Here is a 26,907-nt window from a genome sequence, read left to right on the forward strand (position 1 = left end):
GGATGGACCCCCTTTCTCTTAAGCCAATCCCACTGGTAAAAAGCATGAAAGATTGTTTGTAATTTCTCCTCCGACACGGTAACCGAGCGCGGATGGTTTTCCGTAAACAAGAAAGCTTCCGGTCAGTATATGACCCTGTTTCTTCCCTTTTTCTGAAAAATAAGTCGTTGAAGGCAGCTCGATATACTGCTGAAAAACGGATGGGACATCCTGGTAGTTCCTGTGTTCTTCTTCCATTATCAGGTTACCAGTTGAGCTGTAAATTTGTACTGTGTCTCCTTCTCTTCCGAAAATCGGCTTTTTGACATAAGATAATTGTCCTTTGCAAAATGGCTCCGCTTCCAAATATGTAGGCAGGAAATATTCCTCAATCCACTGATGCTCTTCGGCTGTGAAAAAGGGATCCTTATTTTCATGTAATCCCCATATGACTGCCTGTACAGCTTTATTCTGCAATAAGAAGGCAGATGGAGGGTTGATCATCGCCAATTTCTTTGTTTTTACTAGCTCAAGCAGCCATAAACCGATTTTATTACCCGAATTGTCTTCATCCATGATAAGGCTTTCTATCGGGAATGTCTGACGGTATAGGATGTCAATTTTGCGCCCTGTTTCATCAAAGATTCCAGTCTCCCGTATAATTTTTAGTTTATCTAGTGAAATGAACCTCGAAGGCAGACCATATAAATCCTGCAAATATAAGACTGTATTTCGGTCTTCAATATTGTCTTCATGCGCGGTGAAAACCACATATGGCTCTGTCTCCTCCAGCCATTTGGCTGATGAAGCGACAGCAGACCTGACAGCTCTTGCTAGCTGATCTTCCATTCCCTCATTTGGGTTCCCAAGACCAAATTGAGCAGCAACAGAACCATTTACATTAAATAATTCCTTAATGAATGTTGGAGTATCAGAATTTATCTCTATGCACTTGTATGTATTCTCAGTTTTAATCAGATCAAGCCTGGCAATTACGCTTTCAATCTTTAACGTCCTGAGCCTTATAAACTCGAGGGTTTCATCCGGATACCCAAGTTCCCTTAAGGTATCCGTGTTAACATTTCTAAGGAGTTCACTGACTTTGAAAAAAATTTTCCCGACCCTGCTAGTACAGATCCGGATTGCTTCAGCTTCCCGCCGATCAATGGTCGAAATATCATATAATGCATATTCCTCACCATACAAATCAGGCCAGAAATTCTTGATTCCACGATAAAAATGGTCTCTCTTTGTTTTGTAGTTTTCCATGGAATGCCTCCTATTCCATGTCGTTTTCACCAATGGCTTTCACATACAGAACGTAAACTCCCCGATCTTCATCCACTTCGGTAGAGGTGACAGCCATCTGGCCAAAGCCAGGAATATCAACAATATCCTTTAATAAAAAACGGATTACATCAAGGTGAGTCCGGCAAGGAACAGTTGATAGCAACTTATAGTTCTCACTTTCTTTGTACCTGCGGAATTCAACATGGATCCCCATTCCCCGATAACTTTTCTCATCAATGACATAATTGTTCCTGCCCCGGTCTTCAAGAACGAGAATTTCTTCATCCCCAACCATTTCATTGGATATCAGTTCATACTGGGTTCCTTTAATAATGAAATAAGTACAAAGCTGGCGGGCATAAAACTCATCGATCCCTACATTCGGAATCGTATATTCGTATAATGGTTCATAGTTGTCTTTTCCATCATGAATGAAGTAGGTTAGCTTTTCCATGGACCCTTTCCCCTCCTAATAAGACAGACTTTTTGCGACAATCCAGCCTACTGCAAGGGAAAGTGTAAAGAGAATAACACCCACTGAACGGTTATCTTCTTCAATCGCTTTTTGGAGACTATATCTCACCGTGACAACCTCAGCGACAAAGAATACAATGATTTGCGTAAATATCCCAATGGAGCCCCAAATCGCCATATCGAGGAGGGATATCGAATATTCAGCAGCTGCACCAAGCACGATAGCAAGTCCCAGCATTTTCCCTCCAAGTGAAAGAGCAGCTGTTATATTTCTTTTACCGATCAGTTCAAACTCCTTAATTTTCGGAGTAGCCAGCACGAATAAGCCGACACCTGCAGTCAGCAAAAGCAATCCAAGTCCTAAATAAGCGGCAAAATTCAAATATAAATTCATCTTTGTTTCTCTCCCTTAACCGCCAGTAGTGCTTCTTGACCCGCTGCCGAATCCTGAACTGCCCTTTGGCGAAGTATTTTTATAATTACTGTCCAGTCTTGCTCCTTTGAATGAGGAACTGTTCTTGTACTTCATATAGTCATTGCTCTTATAAAGTAATGATCGGTTCGCAAAGAACATGCCAGCGAAAAAGTAATGTCCGAAATATGGAGAGTTGTTATCATCACATTCCCAGACACCATCTTCATTGTCCCATTCCCAGTCTGAACAATCGGTCCCTTCTGGTACGGGAGGAATATCCTGGCCTTGTTCAGAATTCCAATCCTGCCCTTCACCGCCAGATACATCCGGTTCCCAATCCCGGTCCGGAATGGCCTGTGGGTTGTTATTGCAACCAGCGAGCCCCATCATCAAAGCCGTAGCAGATATACTTGCAATAACCTTTTTTGTTTTGCCCATTTATTTCACCTCTTTCTTATTGACTTAAATACTTACGGAAGACCTGGGAAAAAGTTTCAATTTCCTTCTTACTTTCCAGATAACAACCTTCCTTTTATTGTAACACTTTCCTCTCGCAGTGATGCTGAATTCTTATATTAGTAAGGCGCTTCCTCCCTCCGTTGTACTATTAAGTGTAAATGATCTGGTTTCGTTTTTTTCTGTTAACAATCAATCTTTTCCATAAAAAAATTCCTCAAAGTTAAATTCCTTTATTTCCGCGTTTCCTAATGCGATTTTTGCTAAAATAATTTCTAATAGGCATAAACCTGTTAACATAATAATTCCTGCAAGCATAATGACAACTCCTTTGTAATATGTTTGCATCTACAATAATTTGTGGAACGCGTTTCAGGTCAAGAATAATCTTTGCGAGGTTTTTAAATGGCTAATATCAGAGAAATTGCCCGACTGGCAGGAGTGTCGGTATCCACTGTTTCACGCGTGCTGAATAACCATCCATATGTTAGTCCAGATAAACGGGAAGCAGTTTTGAAAACCATAAGAGAACTGAATTACAGTCCAAATATTAATGCTGTCCATCTATCCCGAGGAAAGACAAATATGGTTGGAGTCGTACTGCCAACGATCAATCACCCATATTTTTCTGAACTCCTGGAAGGTATCGCTGAAGAAGCGATTAAGCATAATATCCAGCTGGTTATCTTCCAGACAGGCTATAACCTGGAAAAGGAATTTGAAGCATTAGAGCAACTTCGAGGCCACCTTATTGATGGAGTTATTATTGCCTCACGCGCTATTCCGTTCGACTCACTTTTATAGTATAAAGATGCCGGACCGATTGTGTTATGTGAGGATTCTGATCAAGACGAGTTTCCTTCGATTTCAATCCAGCATGTTGATGCATTCAACCTTGGGTTGGAATATTTACTTTCCAATGGTCATGAGAGGATCGCCATCTGTCTTGGAAGACTTGAAGGAACAAATAGCAAGAAGCGACAGAAGGCATATGAGGAAAAGATGAAGATGATTGGCCAGAAAGTTCATAGAGAATGGATTAATGGTAAGTGTTTACTTATTCAGGATGGAAAAAAAGTGGTGTACCGATTTTTAGAAATGAGAGAAAAGCCAACTGCCTTTCTAGTCGGTAATGATCAAGTTGCAGCTGGAATTATCACGGAAGCCATGAAACAAGGTCTTGATGTACCTGAGGATGTAGCCGTATTGAGCTTTGATAATCACCCAATATCTGAAATTTTGGGAATCACGACAATCGACATACCCACTAAACAATTAGGTACAACTGCCTTTAATGCATTTATCAAGCGATCTGGTAATGATAAATATGCCAAAAAGGTTACCCTGCCATTTAGATTAATTCAGCGACAATCAGTTTAAAACCAAAAAACAAACCTGCCAATTTTGGCAGGTTTGTTGTTATTGTATTCTGGTTTTACGATCGATCAGCTTAATAGTATCATCTGTCATGTAATAATCGTGGGAATCCATTAAAATGGCTTTTAATGAGTCTGGGACCCTATTGGAATCATAACCGCAAACGGAGATTAAATTTGTGGATTTAATCATTGCATCTGCTTCTTTTTCGTAATCCCCCAGATCCTTGAAGATTTGTTCCTGGTCTCTCCATTCCACATGAGCCCATGTCTGTACCGGAATATTTTTTTCCAAAAAAGGCGCAATCATATTGTCTAAATAACTTAAAATCGTTTCCTTATTAAAGTTGCCACGATAGCAATAGAAGTCATAATTATTAATGGTGTGGATCATTTCCTGTTGTTGCTCGTTAAATTCAACATTAATTCTATTCTGCAGTTCAGGCATAATCCTGTCATTTTCTATGATCATGATATGGTTGCCCAGACCGATAGCCGCTGCAGTATAGATTATCAGATTTTCAATATATTTCTCTTCATTTTCAAAAGCATAAAAAATATGTGCTCCATTTCCATTTACTTTTACAGTCGAGATCAGGTCCTCGAAATTTTTGTGCATTGTATCAGTCTCCTCCTGAATTCAAGGGAAACAAACAATGAATTCGTATATTCAAAATATACCCTTTATATTAACATATTTCTTGCCATTAAATTAAACTTGTTTATGATTCAATCTAGTCCAGTTATACAAACGGATTTAAAATCCAATTTTTTTACAAAGACTATGGTTCGGGTTCAGATTTCAAGTTGTGAATGCATGTTCACGAAAAGTGCCTACAAAAAACTCACCGAGCGTTTAATGTACGGTGAGTGAACTTAGTTAGTCCATAACAAAAGTCTTGAGTTTACTGGCTTTAGTGTTCAAATCACTTAAAGCTTCTCTGTATTCAATTTCTAACTGGCTAATAATTTCCGCTGCTGACTGGATTTTCTCAATAGCGCCAACTCCCTGCCCTGCTGACCAAATGTCTTTCCAGGCTTTAGCGTTTGTCTCTCTTTGCATCGTATCAAAATTAACAGTATCCTTTTTCTTGAGAGTTTCTGGATCAAGTCCTGCCCTAACAATACTTGGCTTCAGCATATTCGCTTTGACTCCTGAGAAAGCATCGGTGAGAATAAGGTCCTCTTGTGTTGCATCGACCACCATCTGCCTATATTCATCATTCGCCATACTCTCTTGTGCCACAATGAATCTTGTCCCCATATAAGCTAGGTCTGCTCCTGCTGCCTGGGCAGCAAGTACTGCTCTTCCAGTGGTGATTGAGCCTGCAAGAACAATAATCCCATCCCAGAAAGTTCGTACAGAATCCACAAATGCGAAGCTATTCAGTTCCCCAGCATGGCCACCTGCACCATTCGCGACCAAAATCAGCCCGTCAACTCCTGTCTCCGCAGCTTTTTTTGCGAACTTCACATCACTGACATCAGAGAAAACAAGGCCTCCATATTCATGGACAATGTCTACCACTTTCTTAGGACTGCCAAGTGACGTGATGACCAATTGAGGTTTATGCTTTTTAATCAAATCAAGCTCTTCTTCAAGCCTGCTGTATGTACTATGTACCACCATATTCATAGCCCAGGGTGCCACTTTCCGTTCTGGCTCTTGTTTTTTTGCTTCTGCTAAATCGGCATTTAATCTACCCATCCATTCGTCAAGAACTTCAATTGGTCTGGCATTCGGAGCTGGAAATGACCCAATTACTCCATTTCTGCAGCAGGAACTTACCAAATCAGGACCTGAAACAAGAAACATCGGGGCAGCTATTGCAGGAACAGAGAGTTGGTCCCACCAGTTTTCCGGAATAACTTTACTCATCGTATCATCCCTTCTACATTTCTAAATTTTCTGAATATCTATATCATAGTTTAACTTTCAGCTTTTTTCAATCTTGATGAAGATTTATTATTTTACAAAAAGACTTTTTTCTCGAAGGGATTGTTTCTTTTCGTACACGTACAAACTATTTGAGGAAGCAGTAAAGTTAATGAGAAGAGCTTAAAAAAGAATCCTGCATCAATGCGAAGGATCCTTGCGATATTTCTGCTGGATTTTTTTTAGGCTATTCAGAGTACGGACAAATATCGTATTATTCCTTTCTTTCGGGTTCTTTAAATACCTGCGCCAAATAAATTGGCTTCCTTCTTCTATCAGCAGCAAAACAACGATTGGCAGCAGTAAGAGCCAAAGCCAGTTCCACATATTTCAGGCTCCTTTCAAATGGATACAATATCCTATTCAATTCTTTACCTTAAAATGTGCAAATCCTAAACATTAACTGGTTTTAGTTTGAGTCATGGTATTACCTTCAAATGCATCATTCCTTCCACTGCTTCTATTCTTATAATATATTCAGCAGAAGGATTTGCTTGTCTGCTTTGTGCACCCCTTTTTATTTTTTTTCTCTTTTTTCTAGCCTTTCAGAAATATCTTCACGGTGAATGTATATTATGATCATCACAAGAACACTTGTAATAAGAATGACGAGAGGCTGAATTCCAAGAAAATAAAAACAAAGAGGTATTAAAACAAAGGAGCCGAGTCCTGCAAATGTAAAACTTTTTAAAAAGGGATAAAGCAAAAGAAAACCCGAAATAATGACCAAGGCTGTTAACGGTTCGAACGCGAGCATGCCTCCTATAAATGTTGAGATCCCCATTCCACCTTTAAATTTTAAAGTAATTGGCTTAACATGGCCCAGTATCGCGAATCCCAGTCCAGTTAGGATGAATTCAGGCGGCAGTTTTAAATATTCACCAAGAAGGATTACAATTGCCCCTTTTAGCGCATCACCAAGAAAAGTCAAAACAAATGATACCTTTCCATGTACCCGGCCTGCGTTCCTAGCCCCAACGTTGCCGCTGCCCTCAACTCTTATATCCTTTCTCCCAAGGAACCTAACAACGAAATAGCCGGCCATCAAGCTGCCAACAAGATATGAAAATAAAAAATAATTAAAAATAATCATGGCAACACAACCTGTCCAAATAATATTAGTAAAGTTTATTCGGTTAAAAGCCTTTAAATTCCTTCAACTAAAAATCCAAAAAAACCCGGCCTTAGTTGACCGGGAATGATTTCTATCCTTGTTTTCCTATTTAGTTGCCTGGTCAAACAGAGGGCGGCCCACTTCCCTATCATTTTTCATATAGAAATAGAATAGTATAAATACGGCGCCTGATACCAAACGTAAAGCTGCTGCTAGATTCATGGCCGTATCAATTGAACTTAATTGGAGCAGGTAAACCCCAACCTGCGGTGCGATAAAACCAATTATCGCTAACAAGATATTGTATTGTGCGATAAAACTGCCCCGATTCTCCTCCTTCGTCACTTCTAGCAGCTGATTAAATAACAAAAGCACTGTTCCCGAAACAAACAGACCAGAAGTAAAATTGACAAAGGTCAGGTAATACATATTTGTTGAGAGTATCGTAAGGAATGGTGCCGATGCCATTCCTATGGCTGTAAACGCCAGCATTTTAGCATTGCTGTGCTTGTCAGCCATCCTTCCCCACCACTTAAAGCTGATAATCTGGCCAACTTGATTCGCCACAGTTATGATGCTAATCCAGAACCCAGTCATATGAGCGACTTTGATGTTGTAAATATTAAACAAAGGCCAGGCCAGCTGCCAGGCAAAATTAAAGAACAAACCGCAGATCAGAAAATAAATGAATGGTTTATGTGTATATGCATCCCAGCCAAAATTAAAACGTTTCTTGTCTCTAACGATTTCTTTCTTCTGTTCTATATGTCTATTTAAATATACAACTTCAATAATCCCAAAGAGAAATGCGATAATAAAGAGAATTTGATATGGCAGCGGATCCGACTTATCAAACCATTGCAGCCCTACTCCAATCAACAATGTCGTAAACATGCCAGCAATGGTCAGTATCCTGTTCCTCTCACTAAAAAAACTGCTTCTGCGGCTGTCTGAAATAAGGTCTCCGATAAATGACTGCCAGCTGAGCATTGCGAAGGAACCGGGGAGATTCATAAGGCCGATCAGTAATACAAATGTCCAGGCCCTGTATTCTTCCGGCAGGTAAATGACCAAAAACATTCCTGGCAAAAATAAACGAGTAAACATAATCGAGGTACCAGTAAATCTCTTTTTTTCTTTCAGCCTGCCCATGATCACGGTACCAAGAATCATAGCGAACATGCCAACTATTTGAGGCAGAGAACTGATTAAGCCAACTTGATAATTCGTAGCACCAAGGACACTAATTGCAAATAATGCAAAGTAGTTATTGCTCATACTTGTGACAATTGTTGAAGCGACACCATTTATAATGCTATTCTTTTCATTCCTCTTCGTTATTTGTGAAGGACTTTCCATACATTCCTCTTCTTTCGAATCATTCAAATTATTTTGGATATCGAAATATCCACCTAATTTTACTCCTTCTGGTTTTTCCTGACAATAAGTTTTTTATTTACAAAATAAACAAAGAATCTTCTGTAAATTCATGTTTGCTTTCTAGTCATCTTTTGATTTGTTCACTCTGATTTTTACCCAAAAAAAAAGGAGCACATGGCTCCTTCGCACTCCATTACACATTCTTTAGAACTAAGTTCAATCTATTGTTCCGTTCGCTTCTTTCTTCCTCTGTCGCAAGGTCATACTTCTTAAGCAAATGAAATACCTCATTCAAGATGTCCTGGGTATGTTCTTCCTGAAAAAATTGGTCGAACAATGGCTGCATGTCCTTTGGCAGGAACTCCTTCTGCGATTGGTATTTCTCCTGGACATCCGTTTTGCTGTGGTCAATTTTGCATTCTCCCATAAATGATCCCTCCTAGTTTAGATACCATTAGAATACCAGACTCTCTCCGTTTTACCCAAAACTTTATTTCTGATTCTCTTCTATCTTATGGATAGTTTTATGGCCAAGAATTCAAGGTCTTTTGCTACCCGAAATGTATAGTAAGATAGAGCATTGAAATCAAGCCGATGATAAATGAATACGTTGGAAATTTCACATGGTGATCTTCCTGGCTTTCTGGTATCAGTTCTTTGTATATAACGAAGAGCATAGCCCCCGCGGCAAAACTCAAACCATAGGGTACGAGGCCATCCACTTCAGAAGCGAGGAAATATCCAATAGCTGCTGTCACTATTTCTACAGCCCCTGTAAAAGTTGCAATCATAAGTGCCTTTAATCTGGACATTTTCTGATGAAGTAAATAAAGCCCAACGAGAAATCCTTCGGGGGCGTTTTGCAGTCCGATTGCAAAGGCAATAATTCCACCAAGATTTTCTTCGCCCACTCCATAACTTACCCCTACTGACAACCCTTCAGGCAAATTATGGAGAGTAATTGCTGTAATGATGACTAATGTTTTTCGATCAACGCCCGATAAAAATTTAAAGTCACTTGTGTCCAGATCTTCCGTCTTTGAATGAATGAAATTTAATACAAATGTCCCTAATAACATACCGAAGGATAATACCCAGATATTTGATGCTTTCAAAGATTCTGGTATTAAACTGAAGGTTGTGGCCGCCATCATAATCCCTGAAGCGTAACCAAGAAGTAATGACTTTAACCTTGATGAGACATTATTTAGAAATAAGACAGGAATTGCTCCGAAACCTGTTGCCATTGCAGAGATGACAATTCCTAAAAATGCTTCTGCCATAACTTTTTCCAATGCCTCCTAATTTACAAAAGTAAAATACTTTTCCCCTTAAATCAGGAAGTTACACTTGGAAAAAATTAATCAATGTGATCATGGTGCAACCAGTTCAACCTTCATACGATCAGGACCTTCAAAAAACACTGCATAGTGATCTGCTCCCCCTGCAAAAGGGTGTCTGTCTTGATAGAGAATGTAAAGATTTCTTTCCTTAAGTTTTGCCGTCATTTGATCCACATGTTCCCGTGATTCTGCATAAAAAGCTAGGTGATTCAAACCGGCGCGGGATCGATGATATCCAGCATCAATGAACTTTTCTTCAGTTTGCACAAAAACTATATAGGTCGTTTTAAACTTCCAGCTTATGCCCCTATCCCATTTCTGATAGACTTCATAGTTCAACTCGCTTAAAAACCAGCCCCAAAATTCAATGGCTTTTTTTAAATCGGTTACATTGATTTCAACATGGTGCAGCACCTCTAACATCCTCCTGGCAAAAAACTTGTTTTGTATTTTGGACCCTGCAATTGGAAAGACTAAGACAAAATAAAAAAGGAAGTCATGTTATGTATTTTGCTATTGCCGTGGCGGTTATTCTGATACTCGCTTATTTTTTGGTTGATTGGAAACGATGGAAGAATTTCTACCCAACGATTCAATTTTATATCATATGTAATTTAATGTATAACTTCATATTCTTCAATCATACGTTATGGGCATATAATCCAAAATCACCATGGCTGAATCATACATTCATTGATCTGACTTTTAGTTTGATCATCATTCCCAGCATGTTAATGGTCTATCTTAACTATATCCCAAAAATGTTTAAAAATTATCTATCCTATCTAGCCGCATGGGTAACTGCATTTACTGTTGTTGAATACTTTTTCCAAAGGACTGGAATGTTTATTTATGATAATGGATGGGGAATCATTCATTCGGCTATCTTCAATGTCATTATGTTTTCTGTCCTCGGCATCCACTATAAACGGCCATTATACGGCATCTTGCTTTCTATTCCGATTATAGCAATACTGCTCTATTTCCATCATCCGTCATTCGGTGACTTGAAGTAGTCTCCAGCCTAGGCCAATTAATATGTTTCAGGCTTCTGCTTTGATTCCTGGACAGCATTGCTAATATAATAGAAAGAGGTTATTAACAACATGCAAAATTGCTTGCTTTGATTAATAAGCAATTATAATAAAATGGCCTAGATTACAGTTTTCCGGGAGAAGTTATGATACGAACAATTTCTGTTAGTCCTTTAGGGGATATCCAAACTGGTCTAAGCATCGACGCATTACTTTCAGAAACCAATCATTGGTATTGGATCGATTTCAGTGAACCTACTGATGAAGAAATCCAATTATTGAACTCGCCATTGCAGTTTCACCCCTTATCCATTGAAGATTGTATCCATACACTTCAAAGACCTAAGCTCGATTATTATGATGATTATCATTTTTTTGTTTTTCAGGCATTGAACGGGGAGTCTATGCAAAAAGAAGAGGTTGATTTATTCCTTGGCCAAAACTACATTGTTACATACCATAGCGTCCGCACTAGTGAAGTTGAAGATGTGTGGAAGAGACTAGAGCTTGCAAAGACACCTGGTGAATGGAACCCATCGATTGTTCTCTATCATGTTTTGGATAAGATCGTCGATAATTACTTCCCTCATGTCTATCGAATTGAGGACTTATTGAATGATATTGATGAGAATTCAGCCGACCGGTCAATGGAGGCACTTCTTGAAGATCTATTTGATACTAGACATGAACTGCTCTCATTAAGGCATACCATCACTCCAATGAGGGATCTGGTATACAGGATGATTAATTCTCATCGCCTTTCCGGAATACTAGAACAAAAAGAGTATTTTGCGGACATCCATGACCATTTATTAAGGCTAGCTGAAAAAGTGGAGGCAAGCCGTGAACTAACAACAGATATGCGTGACAGCTACTTGTCGATCAATTCCCATGAAACCAATCGGGTAATGAAAGTACTGACTGTGATCACAACAATTTTCATGCCCCTCACCTTCATTGCGGGAATTTACGGGATGAATTTTGAGAATATGCCAGAACTGTCCTGGCGGTTTGGATACTTTGGAGCATTGTTTGCCATGTTTGTCATAGGAATGACCATGTTCTTCTGGTTCAGGAAAAAGGGCTGGTTTAAATAAAGCAAAAACCATTGAAGCCACAGCACAGGCTTCAATGGTTTTTTTCGTTTTGCTTTTCATCGTCCTGCTTCAGGTTTATAAAATCCTCGATCAAGCATTTACTGCTTATCATAATTCCTGATATGAAAAATGCAATTGTAACTGTGAACGGGAAATAATAAAACGCTAACATCGAAGTGGCGATCGTCCATACAAGCCAGAAATATTTCTCATGCTCATCAGCCATTTACTTCTTCCGCCTTCCAGTAAAGCTGACTGATTGCATCTGCTAAAGCTTCTATTGTATTTTTTAATTCTTTCATATTATTGTCGACACCGCCAACTTCAACTACCACAGTGTTTGCATGCAGATCCTGATTGTATATTCCATCTACGCCGATTCCCTTTTTGGGCAAGACTCCCTTGCTGATCCCTGGATAATTCTTATTAAGGATTTTATGAAGCTCGTTTGCAAACTTCAGGTTCTTCTGGAAGTTCTTATTTTCCTCGCCTATTACAAAAACTAATCTGGCGTAAGGCTCATTATTAATCATAGCTGTTGTTGAATCTTTTCTGACAGAGTCTCGATGAAGATCAATAAAATACTCTAATTTCTGGTTGCCAGCCATTGCCTCTTGGACCAAAGAACGTGATACCTCATATGACCTATGAGTCAGCCACCCTTTTTCATCAAGCTCCTGGCCTATATTGGTCTTATCTACCCTTGCTCCAATTCCTCTTTTCTCTAATTCCTTGCCTAACAATTCACCTACAATAGTGATATTTGTCTTTCCATCAACAGCCTCATTTTCATTCTCTGCTCCTTCCAGTCCAAGCAATGGCAGGTAGGATTCCCAGCTGTGAGTATGATAAATAAATACCGATTTTTCTGGTGGGGATGAACCGGTGTATATTTTCCCGCTGTTCAGCTCCTCCAATTCATTCGCTGCCATATTCCTTTCCTGCAGCAGAACCTCCATTGGAGGAGCAGATTCGATTGGGATATCCGTAAAATCAACGCCTTCATCGGCAATTAGGAAGTTTGAATCAAATGCCATAAACCCTGGGATTCCGGTCCTGACCAGACTCCTAAGGTCATTCATTTCAATGTTTGTAAGCAATTTAAATCCAGTAGAGAATATAGGTAAATCAGTATTGGATCCTGTCAATGCATGTCCAATCAATGGATTCTCATAACTTATGATCCTCAAGAAAACTTCTGCACCAATATCTCCGTTTACTTTGAATTTAAAAATGCTGATGTTCGAAGAAGAAATGAAACCGGCTATTAGAAAAAAACTGAATGTGCAAACAATGATAATTAAAGTCGAAACCATTTTTCTATAAAAATTGACCAATATTCCAGCCATTCAATCACCCTTTTGCATGTGATACCAATTTGTAAGTACACTCTCTGTTAATCCATAAATATGTACAAATGAAGATTTTAGACTAAAAAACGCCTGGACAGATGTCCAGACGCTCAGTTAGAAATATTTCTTTTTCCAAAAAATGAATGCGGTTAATCCCGCCAATAAGACGGCCATACTAATTGCCAGGATAAACGCATACGGACTATGTTGAAATGGAAGATTAACGTTCATGCCATAAAAGCTTGCTACCATCGTCGGAAACGATAGAATGATGGTAATCGATGTAAGAAACTTCATCACCATATTTAGATTATTTGAAATAATAGAAGCAAATGCATCCATCATTCCGCTTAAAATGGAGCTGTATGTCTCAGCCATTTCAATGGCCTGGGTATTTTCAATGATGACATCCTCAAGCAAATCCTTGTCTTCTTCGTACATTTTCAAGTAATTGAAGCGCATGATCTTGGCAAGAACGACTTTATTGGATTTAAGTGATGTCGTAAAGTAAACCAAACTTTTCTCTAATGCGAGAAATGCATACAATTCCTTGTTTTTCATCGACTGGTGGAGCTCACGCTCGATCTCATTTGTCTTTTTATTGATTTGTTTCAGATAACGTAAGTAATATATAGAAATTACATAAAGGATTTGCAAGGCAAATCTCGTTTTCTTAAAAGAATAAAATTCCTTGACTCTATTTGACTTGAATTCATTCAATACAGGCGTCTCTTTGAGTGAAACAGTTATGATACAATTCGGCGTTTGAATGATTCCAACTGGGATGGTTTCATAGATTGGGAAACCTGATTCATCATGTGTGATGTACGGATAGTCAACAATTATATAAACAATTCCGTCTTCCTTTTCAATTCTCGGCCGCTCTTCATCATCAAGTGCATCCTTTATAAAATCAACTGCGACTCCTGTTTCATTCGCCACTCTGATGATTTCATCTTCAGAAGGATGTACCATATTAACCCAACAGCCTTTTATAATTTCATCAACACGTATTAAATGTCTTTCTTCACTGCTTTTAAAAATTTCCAGCATTTGATCAACCTCCTCTTCAATTATTGAGGAAGCCAACTACCTTTTTTAAGAGTTGATAGTCTTGCAGCATTCAATTGTATCAAATCTAATAGATGATCGACTTCCCCGCACCTATCGGGATCAGGTTCTTTTGAATAACCCAAAGATACCAACTCCTTTCTGTTTTCACCTCTTACATCTTACTCCCGACGTGGTCAAACTACAATGGAAACTTGGAATGAAAAATAAGTTTTAATAAAATAATTGACATTATACCCAATAGGGTATATAGTAGAAACTACATTAAATACCCGATAGGGTATAATAAGGAGGAAAATTTAATATGGTAAACAAAATGACAAAAACATTCATTGCTTTTGCAATGGTTCTATCTATACTTGCTGTTGGTATTCCACAGCAAAAAGCTGAAGCTGCTACTACAACAGCAGATGTACTGGTAACAGTAGGACAAATGGGTGCTGATTCTTATTCACAAACATTGGATGGAGTTCTTTACACAGTTAACCAAATTGGCTTCATGGCTGACAGGATCCTTTGGACACAAGAACAAATTGGCTTCATGGCTGACAGAATTGTATATGTAACAGAGTTCTCACAGGATAACTCTATTAAAGTCATCTATATGGCAACAGCTTTATGGCCAACTGGAACAAAGGATGGTGGATACACTTATAAGGTATCCCTTATGCCGGTGGCAATGCTTCCAGCCGGCTGGTAAATAGTAACGTAAAAAGGCGAATCCTCGGTTCGCCTTTTTAATTTCCTCTAAAATTCACCTGCTTCCTAAAAACACATCTTTTGGCACACCAACTATTTTCATTAAAAAAACACATCATTTATCGATACATTCTATCTACCTTTCCGTATACCTGACTTTATATATATAATCCTTTGGTTACACCTCTCCCCTTCTTACTGATTCATATTTCCCATTCTGCTTTATTCAGCAGGTAACCACTCTTTTTCTCACAAGAAGAAATCTTCAAAAAATATACTATAATAAGCTTGAAATCTAGTAATTTGGAGGGAAAATGAACATGAATAGAAACTTCAAAAAGAAATTGATTCCGTTTGCTGTCGTTTCATCTCTCGCTATTGGCGGTCTTTCGGGAGCTTTTACAGCTGACGCAAAGGAATCTACTAAACATAATAATGCTAAAATAAAGAACGTCATTTTCTTGATTGGTGATGGTATGGGGGTATCCTATACATCCGCTTACCGTTACTTAAAAGACGACCCAAATACTAAGCTTGCAGAAGGAACAGAATTCGATAAATACCTTGTTGGACAGCAGTCTACTTATGCAGAGGATCCTGAAGAAAACATTACAGATTCAGCTTCATCGGCTACAGCAATGTCAGCAGGTGTTAAAACATATAACGCCGCAATTGGTGTCGATAATGACAAATCCGATGTCAAAACCGTTCTGGAATCGGCCAAGGAACAAGGTAAAGCAACAGGACTCGTTGCTACCTCCGAAATCACCCATGCCACTCCGGCTTCATTCGGTGCGCATGATGAAAGCCGCAGAAATATGAATGCTATTGCAGAAGACTACTACGATGATTTAATCAACGGCGAACACAAGGTCGATGTACTTCTAGGCGGAGGCACTGATCTATTCGATCGCGAAGACCGCAACCTAATTGAAGAATTCCAAAAGGACGGCTACAGTTACGCTTCTACTAAAGAAGAGTTAAAAAGCGATCATAATGATAAAATCCTGGGATTGTTCGCCCCTCGAGGCCTTCCTAAAATGATTGACCGTACAGAAGACGTCCCATCTCTTGAAGAAATGACTACTTCAGCAATTGAAAGATTGAATAAAGATAAAGACGGCTTCTTCTTGATGGTAGAGGGCAGCCAAATCGACTGGGCAGGACACGATAATGATATCGTTGGTGCTATGAGTGAGATGGAAGACTTCGAAAAAGCGTTCAAAGCAGCGATTGATTTTGCGAAAAAGGATAAGCATACTCTTGTAATAGCTACAGCTGATCACTCAACAGGCGGCTATTCAATTGGTGCTGACGGAATTTATAACTGGTTCCCTGAACCAATTAAAGCAGCTAAACGCACACCGGACTTCATGGCAGCTGAAATTGCCAATGGTGCGAATGTCGAAGAAACACTCTCCAAATATATTGACTTAGAATTGACTTCTGAAGAAATAGATTCAGTCAAAACTGCTGCTGAAGGAGAACTGGCAGAAATCGATCATGCGATTGAAGAAATCTTCAACCACCGTTCGCATACAGGCTGGACAACTAGCGGACACACCGGTGAAGATGTAAACGTCTATGCATTTGGACCAACAAGAGAAGCTCTGGCTGGAAAAATTGAAAACACTGACCTTGCGAAACATGTTTTCAGCATCCTGCAAAACGGTAATAAAGAAATTGAAATTGAAGATAAATAAATCAAAAGACCCCTCCCGCTGTCTTTCAGGCAGCGGGAAGTCTGTTTATCAACTGCTGGAAGGTGCTAAATGAGAAATTTTATTGTATGGATAGTGCTAATGTCTTTCCTTGTCGGCTGCAGCCTCGAAGGAAATTCCAATTCGCCAGAACAAATAGAAAAAGAGGAATCGGTCCAGAAAGAACAAAATGAAGATACTCCCCCTCCCCGTAAATCTATGAATGACTATGTACCGAACCCCCAGGTTACAGATGATCGAACTTTACTGAGTGTCGGTGAAACTGTTCGAGATGAGAAAGGTTACGCCAAGTTAATCAGCTACAAAAAAATGGATCAAAGGATTGAAACAGGGCCAATTGAAATGGTTGTTAAAGAAGCCAAAATAATCGAATACCATCCCGACTATAGTTTAATAGACTTTTTTCACAGCTATACAGATGAAGAGCGATTTACTTTTATGAAAATCTTTGTAGAGATCGAAAACAAGTCAGAAGAAGTGTTGAATTTCGCTCCCGTTGCCATCATTGAATCTGACACAGGAGAAAAGAAAACTTGGGAAGATGATATTTATTTGGAAGAACTAAATGGTGTAATCCGCCCCGGTGAAAAGAAAGCCGGGAATATTGGAGTCATCGTTGAGAACCCTGATATAAAATCCACCCAGATTACGACCAGTAAAGTTTTAAGTAAAAGTGAAGATGATATCTCCAAGGAACAAACAATTTCAATCCAATTTTAGAATCCAAAAGGCGCGGATCCATATCCACGCCCTTTATTAATTAATAAGTATTTAAACGGAATCTCTTCTACCCTTTTCTCTTCTCTTACCATGGTATTCAAGACATTTTCCCATCAATGATAAATAGGCGGTATATTCAAAGCTGTTTGTTTTCTTAAGGTGATATGAAGGGACCTTCCCTCGGTGATTGAAGCGAAAAAGACATCCTTTAAATTATATACTGACTCCTCAGCCAATCTATCCATGAGCCATTTCTCGTCCAGGTTTAGCTGAACAAGAACCTTCCTGTAGAGCTTTCCGTCAATGATAAGAGGCAATGCCAAATCATCACTTGTTCTGCTGATATTCATGTCTTCCAAAGTTACTGTATTTTTTTCCGCATTTTTCATAACTGTTAAATTTCCGTTAGCCTCCAGTATCCCTACCCTTACATCTCGAACATTAAAAATGTCTTTTTCTCGTAACATTAACAAGATATTGTCGATTGAATATTGGGTTTTACGCAGGTTCTCCACAATTAACTGTCCCTCATGAATCACCGTGATTGGTTCAAATGTAAGTAAGCTCCCCACTTTCCTGCTTTTAATTTTCAGGTAGGCTACCATTTTTTGAAGGAGTGCAATTAAGATAATCGCAACTCCTGTATGTATATGAGGGATATTCGGGTCGGCAATATCTGCGCCAACGACCGCACCAAAAGCCAATAGAATTAAAAAATCAAAGACTGGCAATTCACCAATTGAACGCCTTCCCATAAACAACGCCGCAAACAACATCAATGGGAGGATCGTGACCACCCTGCCTAAGAGAATCAGCATTTCTTCTAAAAGTTTCATTCGTCGCCTCCAATTGATTGATTAGGTTCACTAATTAGTTTTGATGTATTTTTACCATTTATACCTACTCCGCAACGTTTAGAGGCGTACATAACATTTCATCATTTCCTTTCCGCCATGAGTAAAGTAACTGAGTGAATTTCCGCTCACGGACTTATCAGGCAATCCTAACTAATAATTGTCTCCTGCCCCCACCAAATGGCTTCAACTTTCCTGGAATACAGCAAATCATATATAATGGAATTTAAATCAGGAAACAGTCCTGATTCTGTCAACCTGAATATGCACTTAAACCTTCATTTTTAAAAGGAGAAATAATATGCATGTACTGCAACGATTTTGGGATGCTGTTGTTCGATTTTGGAAACGACGGCACCTGACTCAAATTTTGTTATTAGTTTTATTGGTGTTCATCCTGCTGTCCATCCTTTGGTTCGCGTTTATCGCTAGCAGGGCAAATGTCCAGACCCTGAAGGATGGATTGAGCCAGGCAACCACCATCTATGATCGCGACGGAAATGAAGCAAGCAAGCTTGCTACCAACCGTACTGGCGGAGTGTCCATAAAAGTTATGCCAGAACATGTCCCAAATGCCGTCATTGCTATTGAGGATGAACGGTTCTATGAACATAACGGATTCGATATAAAAGGTATCGCCCGTGCTTTCTTCGGAAACCTTTTAGCTGGGGGGATTACCGGCGGTGGCAGTACACTTACCCAGCAACTGACCAAAAATGCTCTGTTATCTTCTGAGCGGACATACAAACGTAAAGTAGAGGAATTATTTTTGGCAGTCGAGCTTGAAAAAGTGTATGAAAAGGATGAAATCATAGAAATGTACCTGAACCAGGTATATTTCGGCAGTGGTGCATTTGGAATTAACAATGCCAGCAAGAAATATTTCGCAAAGGATATTCAGGATGTCACTATAAGCGAGGCTGCATTGCTAGCGGGCTTACTTAAAGCACCTTCTGCCCTGGATCCCTATAACAATTACGACGCTGCCATCAAACGCAGGAATGTTGTTCTTTCTAAAATGAACGAACTTGGTATGATATCAGATGCCGAGTACAAAAAAGCAAAGTCAGAGGAAATTGTATTGGAAGACGGAGGGGGTTCTCTTGCCGACCGAAAATATCCTTCATATGTTGACGCTGTCTTGGATGAAGCAACTAGTAAATACGGTCTCACCCAGGATGAAATCATGACAAGAGGCTATCGAATTCATACAGAATTGGACCAGGACATCCAATCCGGCCTGGAAAAAGTGTACCGACAGGATTATCTATTCCCTGATCGGGCCAGTGATGTTTTAGTTCAAAGTGGATCCGTCCTGCTTGATCCGGAAAATGGGGGCGTCCGTGCATTGGTTGGCGGACGCGGCGAGAAAGTTTTCAGAGGATTTAACCGTGCAACCCACCTGAGGGCTCAGCCTGGTTCGACAATGAAACCTCTGGCGGTTTACACACCGGCATTAGAAGAAGGCTATGAATATGATTCCATGCTGGTTGATGAGAAGATGTCATTTAAAAATTACAGCCCGAAAAACTTTTCCGACACTTATCAGGGAGAGGTTCCGATGTATGAGGCAGTGGAAAAGTCCATTAACATACCCGCAGTCTGGCTATTGAATGAAATAGGCTTGAATAAAGGAATCGACTCTGTTAGAAGATTTGGAATCAAAGTAGAAAAAGAGGACCAGAACCTGGCCCTCGCCCTTGGAGGAATGCACAATGGTGTTTCCCCTCTAAAGATGGCTGAAGCTTATTCGGTCTTTCCAAATGGAGGGAAGCGTCATGATGCCCACCTGATTACCAAAATCGTTGGTCCTACCGGCAAGGTCATCGCAGAACATGATGAATCAACAACCCGCGTTACTTCCAAAGCAGTTGCCAATGAAATGACATCGATGTTATTGAATGTTGTTGAAACAGGTACAGGTAAAGGGACAAATATTGAGGGTGTCGAGATTGCAGGCAAAACTGGCTCCACACAGCTCCCTTATGCAGATATCAACGGAACAAAGGATCAATGGTTTGTTGGCTATACACCGAACATTGTTGGGGCTGTATGGCTGGGATATGATAAAACAGACCGCAAACATTATTTATCCAGCAGCAGCTCAAGAGATGTAGTGCCTCTATTCAGGGCAATCATGGAAGAAACAGTTCCCCACATTGAGCAGGAGGAATTCAGGGTACAATCAATCAACGAACGCAAGTCCGGTGCCGTTATTGATTATGAAGAAACTGAAAAAGCAATTAGGGAAAAAGCAAATGAGCTGGAGCAAGAATTAAAGGAACGCGCTGGAAAGGTTGAAGAAAAACTGAAAGAAGAAGCACCAAAGTGGAAAAAAGTATTTGACCAAATGCAGGAAGATGCCGCTAAAGTCGGAGATAAGGTGTTTGACAAGCTTAGAGAGTGGCAAGGAGAATAAATGGATTTCGAGGGTGTCCCAAAAGTATATAACTTTTGGGCACCCTCTTTATTTTTGAGACTGCTTGTAAAAAGGTCCGTTGATTTCCGTTCCAGGCGCTTCGCTTTCCGCGGGGCTGGCGCTGAGCCTCCTCATCGCTTCGCTCTTGCGGGGTCTCACCTGACCAGCTGAGCCCGCAGGAGTCTTCGCGCCTTCCACTCCAATCAACTCAGGTTTCTAAATTCATTTTTCGCGCAAAAAATACAAGAAAATTCCTCTTTTGTTATAATTAAGTCACCACAACCAACTATACAAAAGGAGAGATTTTCTTGTACAAAAATTATAACACAAACCAGTTGACCCTTCCAATGGACATTCAAGTTTTGATTCCTCAACAACACCTTGTCAGATTAATCGATTTTGCCGTCGATCAGATGAATCCCAATATCTTTCTCTCTCTTTATCCTGGTGGAGGTCGGCCGCCTTACCATCCTCAAATGATGTTAAAAGTCATTCTTTATGCATATGCCAACCGTATTTATTCCTCTCGACAAATCGCGAAACAGCTTACAGAGAACATTATGTTTATGTGGCTTTCCGGCGAACAGAAGCCAGATTTCCGTACCATCAACCGTTTCCGATCCGAACGCATGAAAGATGTCATCTATCAGACGTTCTTTTCCATAGTCGACCTCCTTCGGGAGGAAGGACTTGTGAAGCTGGAAGATTACTTCCTGGATGGGACTAAATTGGAGGCAAACGCCAACAAGTATACCTTTGTATGGAAGAAATCCACTGAAAAGTACGATAAAATGCTGGATGAAAAATTCCGCCAGATTCTCTTTGGGATTGAACAAGTCACCAAAGAAGATGAAGAAGCAGAAAAGGAACAAGATTTTCAGGAAAAGCTCGAAGAGTCACCCATCTCTTCTGCAAAAATCGAAGAAACCATCAAAAAGTTGGAAGAGAGACTGGAACAGGACCCAAAAAACAAACCTTTAAAGAAGGCTAAACGTCAACTGGAAAAGGACCTTCTGCCTCGAAAACAGAAGTATGAACTTCAGAAACAGACTTTTGGGGAGAGAAACAGCTTTTCTAAGACAGATACCGATGCCACTTTTATGCGAATGAAAGAGGACCACATGATGAACGGGTAATTAAAGCCCGGATATAATGTTCAGATTGGTACAGAAAATCAGTTCATCACCAACTTCAGCCTGCATCAACGGGCTGGGGACCCTGGCTGTTTGATTCCCCATCTGGATCTCTTAGAAAAATATAACCGCCCGAAGCCAAAGGCCATTATTGCCGACTCTGGTTATGGTAGCGAAGAAAACTATGCACATTGTGAAGAACAGGAAATAGAAGCGTACATTAAATACAATACCTTTGATAAAGAACAGACAAAAGCGTGGAAGGAACAACTTGGCCGTGTTGAAAATATGGAGTATGACGAAGAGCTAGATGAATGGATTTGCGCAAACGGAAAACGCCTGATTTTCCAGTATGAGAGTCAAAGAAAGTCCGACAACGATTACAATTCCGTGAAGCGCACGTACCGCTGTACCGATTGTATGAACTGTCCATTCCAAACCACCTGTGCCAAAGACAAAGATACAAAGACCGTACAGGTCTCCGTGAAAAATCAACAACAACGAAAAGAAGTTCGTGAACGCTTGGCTACGGAAGAAGGAAGCCAAAGATACAGGCAGCGAAAAATAGATGTAGAGCCGGTATTTGGGCAGATTAAGCACAATCGAGCGTTTAAGAGATTCGGGTTAAGAGGCCTATCCAAGAATACCACGGATTGGGGTCTTATTTGTGCTGCACACAATCTTTTGAAGTGGGCAGCCAACAAGGAATGTGAACAAAAATTAGGGTAATGAAGGGAAGTAATATCCCTCTATCTCTTATAAATCCATCAAATCCAACCCAGAAACTAGATAAAAAGTAAAGAGGCGACTCTCAGGTCGAATTTATTCAACCTTTTGAGTCAGCCTCTATTTTTATTGCTTCCATTGATGTTGTCAATTGGTGTTCTGAAAATCGATTACGCGAAAAATAGAGTCCATTCGTGACCTAATATTCCTTATTTTTGAAAGTCAGGGCACCAATAGCCTTGATTGGTGATCTAAAATTCCTTATTCTTGAAAATCAGGTCACCAATACTCCTGATTGGTGACCTAAAATTCCTTATTCTTGAAAATCAGGTCACCAATAGCCTTGATTGGTGACCTAAATTTCCTTTTTCTTGAAATCAGGCACCAATGACCCCGATTGGTGACCCCAAATTCCTTTTTCTTGAAATCAGGTCACCAATAGCCTTGATTGGTGACCTAAAATTCCTCTTTCTTGAAAATCAGGGCACCAATGACCCCGATTGGTGACCTCAGGAATTGAGTATGATGTAATTATCCTTACCGCTTAATTAGAATACCTTAGAATAAATACAGGTATCCCTGAGATCACCGTCAACGGAAACTGAATCATTCCTTAAGATCCCATCGAGAGCAAAACCTAATTTGTCGGGGATAGCCCTGCTTTTAGTATTCAATACATCACACCGGATTTCAATCCTGCGGGCTTTAAGCTCGCGAACGGCAAAATCAGTGATTCCCTGGACAGCCTCGGTCATGTATCCTCGACCACTGTATCGAGTGTCAATCCAATATCCGATTTCAAATTTTGGGACGTCCCAGTTAATTCTGTGCAGACCTGATGAACCAACAAATTCCCTGGTATCTTTCTTGAATACAAGAAGCCTAAGGTCTGAGCGATTCAAAAAGTTTATATAGCCCTCCCTGATCACGATTTCTGTTTCTTCAACATTCTGTTCTTTTTTGGCAAATGGCATCCAAGGCTGAAGTTCTTTTAAGGATGCATTGATGGATTCACAGGTTACAGCTCCGTCTCCAGGCAGCGGCATCCTGATAAAAAGACGTTCTGTTTCAAATTCGGCTGGGAACTCCAATAAAATAGGATTCACCTTCACCTCTCCCCTTTCAATCTCCATTTAAAAAGAGCGGTCAGATGACCGCTCTTTAGATTATTCTGCTTATATACTGATATCCCTCTTTTGGAAAAAGAAAAAGGTGAGCATCATAAATATCGCGTAATATACCGCCAGTATGGCTAGCGATACCGGCATTGTTATATCCTCAAGAATTCGATCCTGAAGTGCATAGACGGTCAAATCCAGATGAGGGAATATCAAGAATTTTGCCCAAGTATATTTATCAGCAAGCATAAGGATGATACCGCCGATTGTAGAGGAGAAGAACAGCACGAATATCCCGATTCCCACTGCCAGGGCCTGGCTTTTAAATAATGTTGACAGCATAAAGGCAATTGTCATGATGATTAGCAGACTTGGAATGAAGTAAAGCATTTTTAACATGAATTGTGTACCGACTTCGGCTACCTTTCTTCCTTCAAGTGTGATTTCAAACATCTTCATATTGAAATCACCACTGCCAAATAAGATTAATCCTATAATGTATCCTGATACAATTAATGTCAGGACCAATAATAATGCATATATGATGACTGCAATATACTTTGACAACAGGATTCTCCATCGCTGATGCGGACGAATCAGCAGCTGCTTGATGGTTCCATCCGAGAATTCTGCAGCGACATTGGCACTGCCAACCACAACCACGAACAAGGTGACAAGTGAGCTGACACCCACTACTACGTCGTTCATGAAATGCCAGTTTGTCTTTTCATTTGGGTTAATGTCTTGATCAAGAAATTGCTGTGTCTGTTCAATTTGGTTCTGAATCATTTTCTTCTCGTCATCGGAGGCAGATGCCATCTGGTTTTCAAGCATTGCGATCTCTGCCTGGGTGTCCTGACGCCAATTAGGATTTGGATCTGCGCTGAATTTCATATAAATGATGCCGGCAATTAAAACGGCCATCAAGATAATGATCATATAGATCCAGCTTGCCATTTTGCCAAATATCTTCATTAACTCATTTTGGATTAAAGGAATCATATCATCTGCTCCTTCTTGCCTTTATTCGTGATTTCCAGGAAGCGGTCTTCCAGTGTTGCTTTCACGTTTAATATTTCGAAGACATCTATTTGATTTTCAACGAATAGCTTGTTAATCCTCGGGATTTGTTCTTTGCGTACTGATAAAGTTATGCGATTGCCTTTACTGGTGGTTACTTTTACATCTGTCATCTTTTCTTTCAATAGCTTGGAAGCAAGGGCAGGATCCGATAATTCCACCTCTATTGTCTTAACCTCCAGCGCTTCAGACGTTTCATTATCATTATGCATAGAAGAAATATGTATCAATTTCCCCTTTTCAATGATCGCAAATCGGTCACACATTAGCTGCATCTCCGACAATAAATGAGAAGATACTAATACAGAAGTTCCCTGGCTTGCGAGCAAGCGCAAATAATCCCTGAACTCACGAATTCCCTGCGGGTCCAGTCCATTAGTAGGCTCATCCAGTATGAGAATAGACGGTTTATGTAAAATCGCTTGCGCCACCCCGAGGCGTTGGCGCATTCCCAAAGAATAAGTACGGACTTTATCATGGATCGCATTTTCAAGGCCTACAAGCTTGGTTACTTCGTTTAGCCGCTCTTCGGTAATATCACTTAGTGCCATCCGCGCATAATGCCTGAGATTTTTGTATCCACTAAGGTATTTGTAGAATTCTGGATTTTCCACAATAGCACCCAGTTCATTCATTGCTTTTGTAAAAGACTCATCCAAATCGTGGCCGTTTACGAGCACAGTTCCTCCTGTGCGATTAATCAGGCTAACAATCATTCGGATGATTGTTGTTTTTCCGGCACCGTTAGGACCCAACAGTCCAAATATTTCACCTCGTTCCACTTGAAAACTCACATCATCAACGATGGTTTTTTTACCAATCGTCTTAGTCAACTCTTTTACCTCGAGGGCAAATTGCGACATAGAATCTCCTCATTTCATAAATGTTATTTCATGAGCTCACAAAGATTAATACGATGGAAATTGTAAAAAGTTACAAAAAAAGCAAAAAAAGAATATCTTAACATAGCCCTCATTTTTATTTAGTATATTGCCCACCCTTAATACAAACGATATAAATGATATTCGCTAGAATATCGTCTGTTTCAAAAATCCAATCATGAGGTGATTGTATGAGTTATAAAGATCATTTGGATCCACACTCACAACTTTTCCACCACACTTGGACTAGGCGCAAGCATACCAACTCGCAGGTAAACGGGGAAACCCAGGTAACAAAGAACACACTGCTTGCAAGGAGTAACGCTAAAGCGCACCGCATGTTTTGATTTTTTGAAACTAAAAAGGGAAAAGACGCGCTTTGCGCCTTTTCCCTTTTAGCAAAATCCTTGATTAAAGAAAAATAAAATAAATAACTCCCGCCAAAATAATCCGATAGATCGCAAATGGCATTAACTTAATTTTATTGATAAGCTTCAGAAAGAATCTGATGAAAATCAACGCAAACACAAACGCGCTGATAAAGCCTACAGTGAAAAAAGGCAATGCATCTATTGTGAAATACTGCCAGTTTTTCAGCAAAGATATTCCGCTTGCGCCAAGCATGATTGGAACCGCCATGATGAAGGTGAAATCGGAAGCCGCGCGATGGCTCATCCCGAGAAGTACTCCTCCCGCTATTGTGGAACCGGACCTCGAAAAACCTGGCCATAATCCAAGACACTGGAACAAACCTACTCCAAATGCCTGTTTATAGCTGATTTGATCAACATCCTCAGTCTTAAGTATTTTGGGTTGAAAGCGGTCTGCTATTATCAACAGAAATGCTCCAACTACCAATCCGATGATGACAGTTTCTACCGAAAATAGGTGCTCATCAATATAGTCCTCAAATAAAATGCCAGTCACTCCAGCAGGAATCAAACCTGCGATTACCTTAGGCAGACTCAGCCTCCCTTTTGAATCCGCGATTGAAACACCCTTTTCCAAACCTAACAGGTTAATGAATCGGTCTTTGAATACAATGACCACAGCTAATATAGATCCTAATTGAATAACTACTTTAAAAGTATTGGCAACAGGCTCTGTAAACAATTGTTTAGAGTGCAACAGCAAATCATCGACAATAATCATATGGCCAGTGGACGAGACAGGTGCAAATTCAGTTAATCCTTCTACTAAACCGAGTATAAATGCCACAATTAATTCCCAAATGTTCAT

Annotated in this window: 28 protein-coding genes and 2 pseudogenes; 9 read left to right on the forward strand and 21 right to left on the reverse strand. The window is 39.9% G+C overall.

Annotated elements, in window-relative coordinates; genetic code table 11:
• Positions 1-18: 18 nt before the first annotated feature.
• The 5 genes from FOF60_RS13950 to FOF60_RS13970 form a co-directional block, all read right to left on the reverse strand.
• Entirely contained in the window at positions 19-1,248 is a 1,230-nt protein-coding gene (locus FOF60_RS13950) for a glutathionylspermidine synthase family protein (RefSeq protein ID WP_192471642.1), read from the reverse strand.
• Positions 1,249-1,258: 10 nt separating this feature from the next.
• Positions 1,259-1,723, reverse strand: coding sequence for an RNA helicase (locus FOF60_RS13955; protein WP_192471643.1), 465 nt, complete (start codon positions 1,721-1,723; stop codon positions 1,259-1,261).
• Positions 1,724-1,738: 15 nt separating this feature from the next.
• A complete protein-coding gene (locus FOF60_RS13960; RefSeq protein WP_192471644.1) occupies positions 1,739-2,137 on the reverse strand; it encodes a DUF350 domain-containing protein in 399 nt (132 codons plus the stop codon).
• Between the two features lie 15 nt (positions 2,138-2,152).
• On the reverse strand, positions 2,153-2,596 hold the full coding sequence (locus FOF60_RS13965; protein WP_192471645.1) for an aminotransferase yhxA: 444 nt from the start codon (positions 2,594-2,596) through the stop codon (positions 2,153-2,155).
• 210 nt (positions 2,597-2,806) lie between these two features.
• Positions 2,807-2,932, reverse strand: a complete 126-nt coding sequence (locus FOF60_RS13970) for a hypothetical protein (RefSeq protein ID WP_264647562.1) — start codon at positions 2,930-2,932, stop codon at positions 2,807-2,809.
• A gap of 87 nt (positions 2,933-3,019) precedes the next feature.
• On the opposite strand from FOF60_RS13970, the pseudogene FOF60_RS13975 reads away from it, so the two are divergent.
• A pseudogene (locus tag FOF60_RS13975) lies at positions 3,020-3,994 on the forward strand (LacI family DNA-binding transcriptional regulator).
• Positions 3,995-4,033: 39 nt separating this feature from the next.
• Here FOF60_RS13975 and FOF60_RS13980 read toward each other — a convergent pair.
• From FOF60_RS13980 to FOF60_RS14015, 8 genes are all read right to left on the reverse strand, one after another.
• The gene (locus FOF60_RS13980; protein WP_192471646.1) at positions 4,034-4,609 is read right to left on the reverse strand and encodes an MEDS domain-containing protein; all 576 of its coding nucleotides are present in this window, start codon (positions 4,607-4,609) and stop codon (positions 4,034-4,036) included.
• 261 nt (positions 4,610-4,870) lie between these two features.
• Positions 4,871-5,869: an NAD(P)H-dependent flavin oxidoreductase gene (locus tag FOF60_RS13985; RefSeq protein WP_192471647.1), complete on the reverse strand. Its 999-nt coding sequence runs from the start codon at positions 5,867-5,869 to the stop codon at positions 4,871-4,873.
• Positions 5,870-6,067: 198 nt separating this feature from the next.
• Positions 6,068-6,253 carry a hypothetical protein gene (locus tag FOF60_RS13990; protein ID WP_192471648.1) on the reverse strand — a complete coding sequence of 62 codons (186 nt, stop codon included), beginning with the start codon at positions 6,251-6,253 and terminating at the stop codon, positions 6,068-6,070.
• Positions 6,254-6,443: 190 nt separating this feature from the next.
• Complete coding sequence (locus FOF60_RS13995) at positions 6,444-7,019, reverse strand: glycerol-3-phosphate acyltransferase (RefSeq protein WP_225650109.1); 576 nt, start codon at positions 7,017-7,019, stop codon at positions 6,444-6,446.
• 126 nt (positions 7,020-7,145) lie between these two features.
• On the reverse strand, positions 7,146-8,399 hold the full coding sequence (locus FOF60_RS14000; RefSeq protein WP_192471650.1) for an MFS transporter: 1,254 nt from the start codon (positions 8,397-8,399) through the stop codon (positions 7,146-7,148).
• Positions 8,400-8,613: 214 nt separating this feature from the next.
• Positions 8,614-8,847, reverse strand: coding sequence for a group-specific protein (locus FOF60_RS14005; protein WP_192471651.1), 234 nt, complete (start codon positions 8,845-8,847; stop codon positions 8,614-8,616).
• Positions 8,848-8,971: 124 nt separating this feature from the next.
• Positions 8,972-9,703, reverse strand: coding sequence for a ZIP family metal transporter (locus tag FOF60_RS14010; protein ID WP_192471686.1), 732 nt, complete (start codon positions 9,701-9,703; stop codon positions 8,972-8,974).
• Between the two features lie 90 nt (positions 9,704-9,793).
• Complete coding sequence (locus FOF60_RS14015) at positions 9,794-10,186, reverse strand: VOC family protein (protein WP_192471652.1); 393 nt, start codon at positions 10,184-10,186, stop codon at positions 9,794-9,796.
• Positions 10,187-10,266: 80 nt separating this feature from the next.
• Between FOF60_RS14015 and FOF60_RS14020 the strand changes: the two genes are divergently transcribed.
• Entirely contained in the window at positions 10,267-10,779 is a 513-nt protein-coding gene (locus FOF60_RS14020) for a CBO0543 family protein (protein ID WP_192471653.1), read from the forward strand.
• A 164-nt stretch (positions 10,780-10,943) separates the two neighbouring features.
• Positions 10,944-11,894, forward strand: coding sequence for a magnesium/cobalt transporter CorA (gene corA, locus FOF60_RS14025; RefSeq protein ID WP_192471654.1), 951 nt, complete (start codon positions 10,944-10,946; stop codon positions 11,892-11,894).
• 31 nt (positions 11,895-11,925) lie between these two features.
• Here corA and FOF60_RS14030 read toward each other — a convergent pair whose 3' ends face one another.
• From FOF60_RS14030 to FOF60_RS14040, 3 genes are all read right to left on the reverse strand, one after another.
• Complete coding sequence (locus FOF60_RS14030; protein ID WP_192471655.1) at positions 11,926-12,120, reverse strand: hypothetical protein; 195 nt, start codon at positions 12,118-12,120, stop codon at positions 11,926-11,928.
• Positions 12,113-13,243, reverse strand: a complete 1,131-nt coding sequence (spoIIP, locus tag FOF60_RS14035; protein ID WP_192471656.1) for a stage II sporulation protein P — start codon at positions 13,241-13,243, stop codon at positions 12,113-12,115. The genes FOF60_RS14030 and spoIIP overlap by 8 nt, the downstream gene beginning before the upstream one ends.
• Before the next feature lie 117 nt (positions 13,244-13,360).
• Positions 13,361-14,299 (reverse strand): magnesium transporter CorA family protein, encoded by a 939-nt coding sequence (locus FOF60_RS14040; RefSeq protein WP_192471657.1) that lies wholly within the window; start codon positions 14,297-14,299, stop codon positions 13,361-13,363.
• Between the two features lie 322 nt (positions 14,300-14,621).
• Here FOF60_RS14040 and FOF60_RS14045 point away from each other — a divergent pair, with 322 nt between their 5' ends.
• From FOF60_RS14045 to FOF60_RS14055, 3 genes are all read left to right on the forward strand, one after another.
• Positions 14,622-15,017, forward strand: a complete 396-nt coding sequence (locus FOF60_RS14045; protein WP_192471658.1) for a hypothetical protein — start codon at positions 14,622-14,624, stop codon at positions 15,015-15,017.
• A 319-nt stretch (positions 15,018-15,336) separates the two neighbouring features.
• Positions 15,337-16,719, forward strand: coding sequence for an alkaline phosphatase (locus FOF60_RS14050; protein ID WP_413632743.1), 1,383 nt, complete (start codon positions 15,337-15,339; stop codon positions 16,717-16,719).
• Between the two features lie 69 nt (positions 16,720-16,788).
• Positions 16,789-17,457, forward strand: coding sequence for a hypothetical protein (locus FOF60_RS14055; protein ID WP_192471660.1), 669 nt, complete (start codon positions 16,789-16,791; stop codon positions 17,455-17,457).
• Between the two features lie 113 nt (positions 17,458-17,570).
• Here FOF60_RS14055 and FOF60_RS14060 read toward each other — a convergent pair whose 3' ends face one another.
• A complete protein-coding gene (locus FOF60_RS14060) occupies positions 17,571-18,293 on the reverse strand; it encodes a DUF421 domain-containing protein (protein ID WP_192471661.1) in 723 nt (240 codons plus the stop codon).
• A gap of 319 nt (positions 18,294-18,612) precedes the next feature.
• Here FOF60_RS14060 and FOF60_RS14065 point away from each other — a divergent pair, with 319 nt between their 5' ends.
• Both FOF60_RS14065 and FOF60_RS14070 read left to right on the forward strand, forming a co-directional pair.
• Positions 18,613-20,730 (forward strand): PBP1A family penicillin-binding protein, encoded by a 2,118-nt coding sequence (locus FOF60_RS14065; RefSeq protein ID WP_192471662.1) that lies wholly within the window; start codon positions 18,613-18,615, stop codon positions 20,728-20,730.
• Between the two features lie 308 nt (positions 20,731-21,038).
• Positions 21,039-22,592: pseudogene (locus FOF60_RS14070) on the forward strand (IS1182 family transposase).
• 545 nt (positions 22,593-23,137) lie between these two features.
• On the opposite strand, the gene FOF60_RS14075 reads toward FOF60_RS14070, so the two are convergent.
• Genes FOF60_RS14075 through FOF60_RS14085 form a run of 3 tightly spaced genes read right to left on the reverse strand, consistent with a single transcriptional unit; the run spans position 23,138 to position 25,650 of the window.
• On the reverse strand, positions 23,138-23,722 hold the full coding sequence (locus FOF60_RS14075; RefSeq protein WP_192471663.1) for a GNAT family N-acetyltransferase: 585 nt from the start codon (positions 23,720-23,722) through the stop codon (positions 23,138-23,140).
• Between the two features lie 42 nt (positions 23,723-23,764).
• Positions 23,765-24,709 (reverse strand): ABC transporter permease, encoded by a 945-nt coding sequence (locus tag FOF60_RS14080; RefSeq protein ID WP_192471664.1) that lies wholly within the window; start codon positions 24,707-24,709, stop codon positions 23,765-23,767.
• Positions 24,706-25,650: an ABC transporter ATP-binding protein gene (locus tag FOF60_RS14085; protein ID WP_192471665.1), complete on the reverse strand. Its 945-nt coding sequence runs from the start codon at positions 25,648-25,650 to the stop codon at positions 24,706-24,708. The genes FOF60_RS14080 and FOF60_RS14085 overlap by 4 nt, the downstream gene beginning before the upstream one ends.
• A gap of 209 nt (positions 25,651-25,859) precedes the next feature.
• Here FOF60_RS14085 and FOF60_RS14090 point away from each other — a divergent pair, with 209 nt between their 5' ends.
• Complete coding sequence (locus FOF60_RS14090; protein ID WP_192471666.1) at positions 25,860-26,015, forward strand: YpzG family protein; 156 nt, start codon at positions 25,860-25,862, stop codon at positions 26,013-26,015.
• Between the two features lie 64 nt (positions 26,016-26,079).
• Here the strand turns inward: FOF60_RS14090 and FOF60_RS14095 are convergent, their stop codons facing one another.
• Positions 26,080-26,907, reverse strand: coding sequence for an undecaprenyl-diphosphate phosphatase (locus FOF60_RS14095; RefSeq protein ID WP_192471667.1), 828 nt, complete (start codon positions 26,905-26,907; stop codon positions 26,080-26,082).

Source organism: Mesobacillus jeotgali, from assembly GCF_014856545.2.
Classification (GTDB): domain Bacteria; phylum Bacillota; class Bacilli; order Bacillales; family Cytobacillaceae; genus Mesobacillus.

Excerpts from the sequence above, each read along its gene's own strand:
- FOF60_RS13950 (WP_192471642.1), bottom strand. The coding sequence starts at position 1,248 with ATGGAAAACTACAAAACAAAGAGAGACCATTTTTATCGTGGAATCAAG.
- FOF60_RS13955 (WP_192471643.1), bottom strand. The coding sequence starts at position 1,723 with ATGGAAAAGCTAACCTACTTCATTCATGATGGAAAAGACAACTATGAA.
- FOF60_RS13960 (WP_192471644.1), bottom strand. The coding sequence starts at position 2,137 with ATGAATTTATATTTGAATTTTGCCGCTTATTTAGGACTTGGATTGCTT.
- FOF60_RS13965 (WP_192471645.1), bottom strand. The coding sequence starts at position 2,596 with ATGGGCAAAACAAAAAAGGTTATTGCAAGTATATCTGCTACGGCTTTG.
- FOF60_RS13970 (WP_264647562.1), bottom strand. The coding sequence starts at position 2,932 with ATGCTTGCAGGAATTATTATGTTAACAGGTTTATGCCTATTAGAAATT.
- FOF60_RS13980 (WP_192471646.1), bottom strand. The coding sequence starts at position 4,609 with ATGCACAAAAATTTCGAGGACCTGATCTCGACTGTAAAAGTAAATGGA.
- FOF60_RS13985 (WP_192471647.1), bottom strand. The coding sequence starts at position 5,869 with ATGAGTAAAGTTATTCCGGAAAACTGGTGGGACCAACTCTCTGTTCCT.
- FOF60_RS13990 (WP_192471648.1), bottom strand. The coding sequence starts at position 6,253 with ATGTGGAACTGGCTTTGGCTCTTACTGCTGCCAATCGTTGTTTTGCTG.
- FOF60_RS13995 (WP_225650109.1), bottom strand. The coding sequence starts at position 7,019 with ATGATTATTTTTAATTATTTTTTATTTTCATATCTTGTTGGCAGCTTG.
- FOF60_RS14000 (WP_192471650.1), bottom strand. The coding sequence starts at position 8,399 with ATGGAAAGTCCTTCACAAATAACGAAGAGGAATGAAAAGAATAGCATT.
- FOF60_RS14005 (WP_192471651.1), bottom strand. The coding sequence starts at position 8,847 with ATGGGAGAATGCAAAATTGACCACAGCAAAACGGATGTCCAGGAGAAA.
- FOF60_RS14010 (WP_192471686.1), bottom strand. The coding sequence starts at position 9,703 with ATGGCAGAAGCATTTTTAGGAATTGTCATCTCTGCAATGGCAACAGGT.
- FOF60_RS14015 (WP_192471652.1), bottom strand. The coding sequence starts at position 10,186 with ATGTTAGAGGTGCTGCACCATGTTGAAATCAATGTAACCGATTTAAAA.
- FOF60_RS14020 (WP_192471653.1), top strand. The coding sequence starts at position 10,267 with ATGTATTTTGCTATTGCCGTGGCGGTTATTCTGATACTCGCTTATTTT.
- corA (WP_192471654.1), top strand. The coding sequence starts at position 10,944 with ATGATACGAACAATTTCTGTTAGTCCTTTAGGGGATATCCAAACTGGT.
- FOF60_RS14030 (WP_192471655.1), bottom strand. The coding sequence starts at position 12,120 with ATGGCTGATGAGCATGAGAAATATTTCTGGCTTGTATGGACGATCGCC.
- spoIIP (WP_192471656.1), bottom strand. The coding sequence starts at position 13,243 with ATGGCTGGAATATTGGTCAATTTTTATAGAAAAATGGTTTCGACTTTA.
- FOF60_RS14040 (WP_192471657.1), bottom strand. The coding sequence starts at position 14,299 with ATGCTGGAAATTTTTAAAAGCAGTGAAGAAAGACATTTAATACGTGTT.
- FOF60_RS14045 (WP_192471658.1), top strand. The coding sequence starts at position 14,622 with ATGGTAAACAAAATGACAAAAACATTCATTGCTTTTGCAATGGTTCTA.
- FOF60_RS14050 (WP_413632743.1), top strand. The coding sequence starts at position 15,337 with ATGAATAGAAACTTCAAAAAGAAATTGATTCCGTTTGCTGTCGTTTCA.
- FOF60_RS14055 (WP_192471660.1), top strand. The coding sequence starts at position 16,789 with ATGAGAAATTTTATTGTATGGATAGTGCTAATGTCTTTCCTTGTCGGC.
- FOF60_RS14060 (WP_192471661.1), bottom strand. The coding sequence starts at position 18,293 with ATGAAACTTTTAGAAGAAATGCTGATTCTCTTAGGCAGGGTGGTCACG.
- FOF60_RS14065 (WP_192471662.1), top strand. The coding sequence starts at position 18,613 with ATGCATGTACTGCAACGATTTTGGGATGCTGTTGTTCGATTTTGGAAA.
- FOF60_RS14075 (WP_192471663.1), bottom strand. The coding sequence starts at position 23,722 with ATGGAGATTGAAAGGGGAGAGGTGAAGGTGAATCCTATTTTATTGGAG.
- FOF60_RS14080 (WP_192471664.1), bottom strand. The coding sequence starts at position 24,709 with ATGATTCCTTTAATCCAAAATGAGTTAATGAAGATATTTGGCAAAATG.
- FOF60_RS14085 (WP_192471665.1), bottom strand. The coding sequence starts at position 25,650 with ATGTCGCAATTTGCCCTCGAGGTAAAAGAGTTGACTAAGACGATTGGT.
- FOF60_RS14090 (WP_192471666.1), top strand. The coding sequence starts at position 25,860 with ATGAGTTATAAAGATCATTTGGATCCACACTCACAACTTTTCCACCAC.
- FOF60_RS14095 (WP_192471667.1), bottom strand. The coding sequence starts at position 26,907 with ATGAACATTTGGGAATTAATTGTGGCATTTATACTCGGTTTAGTAGAA.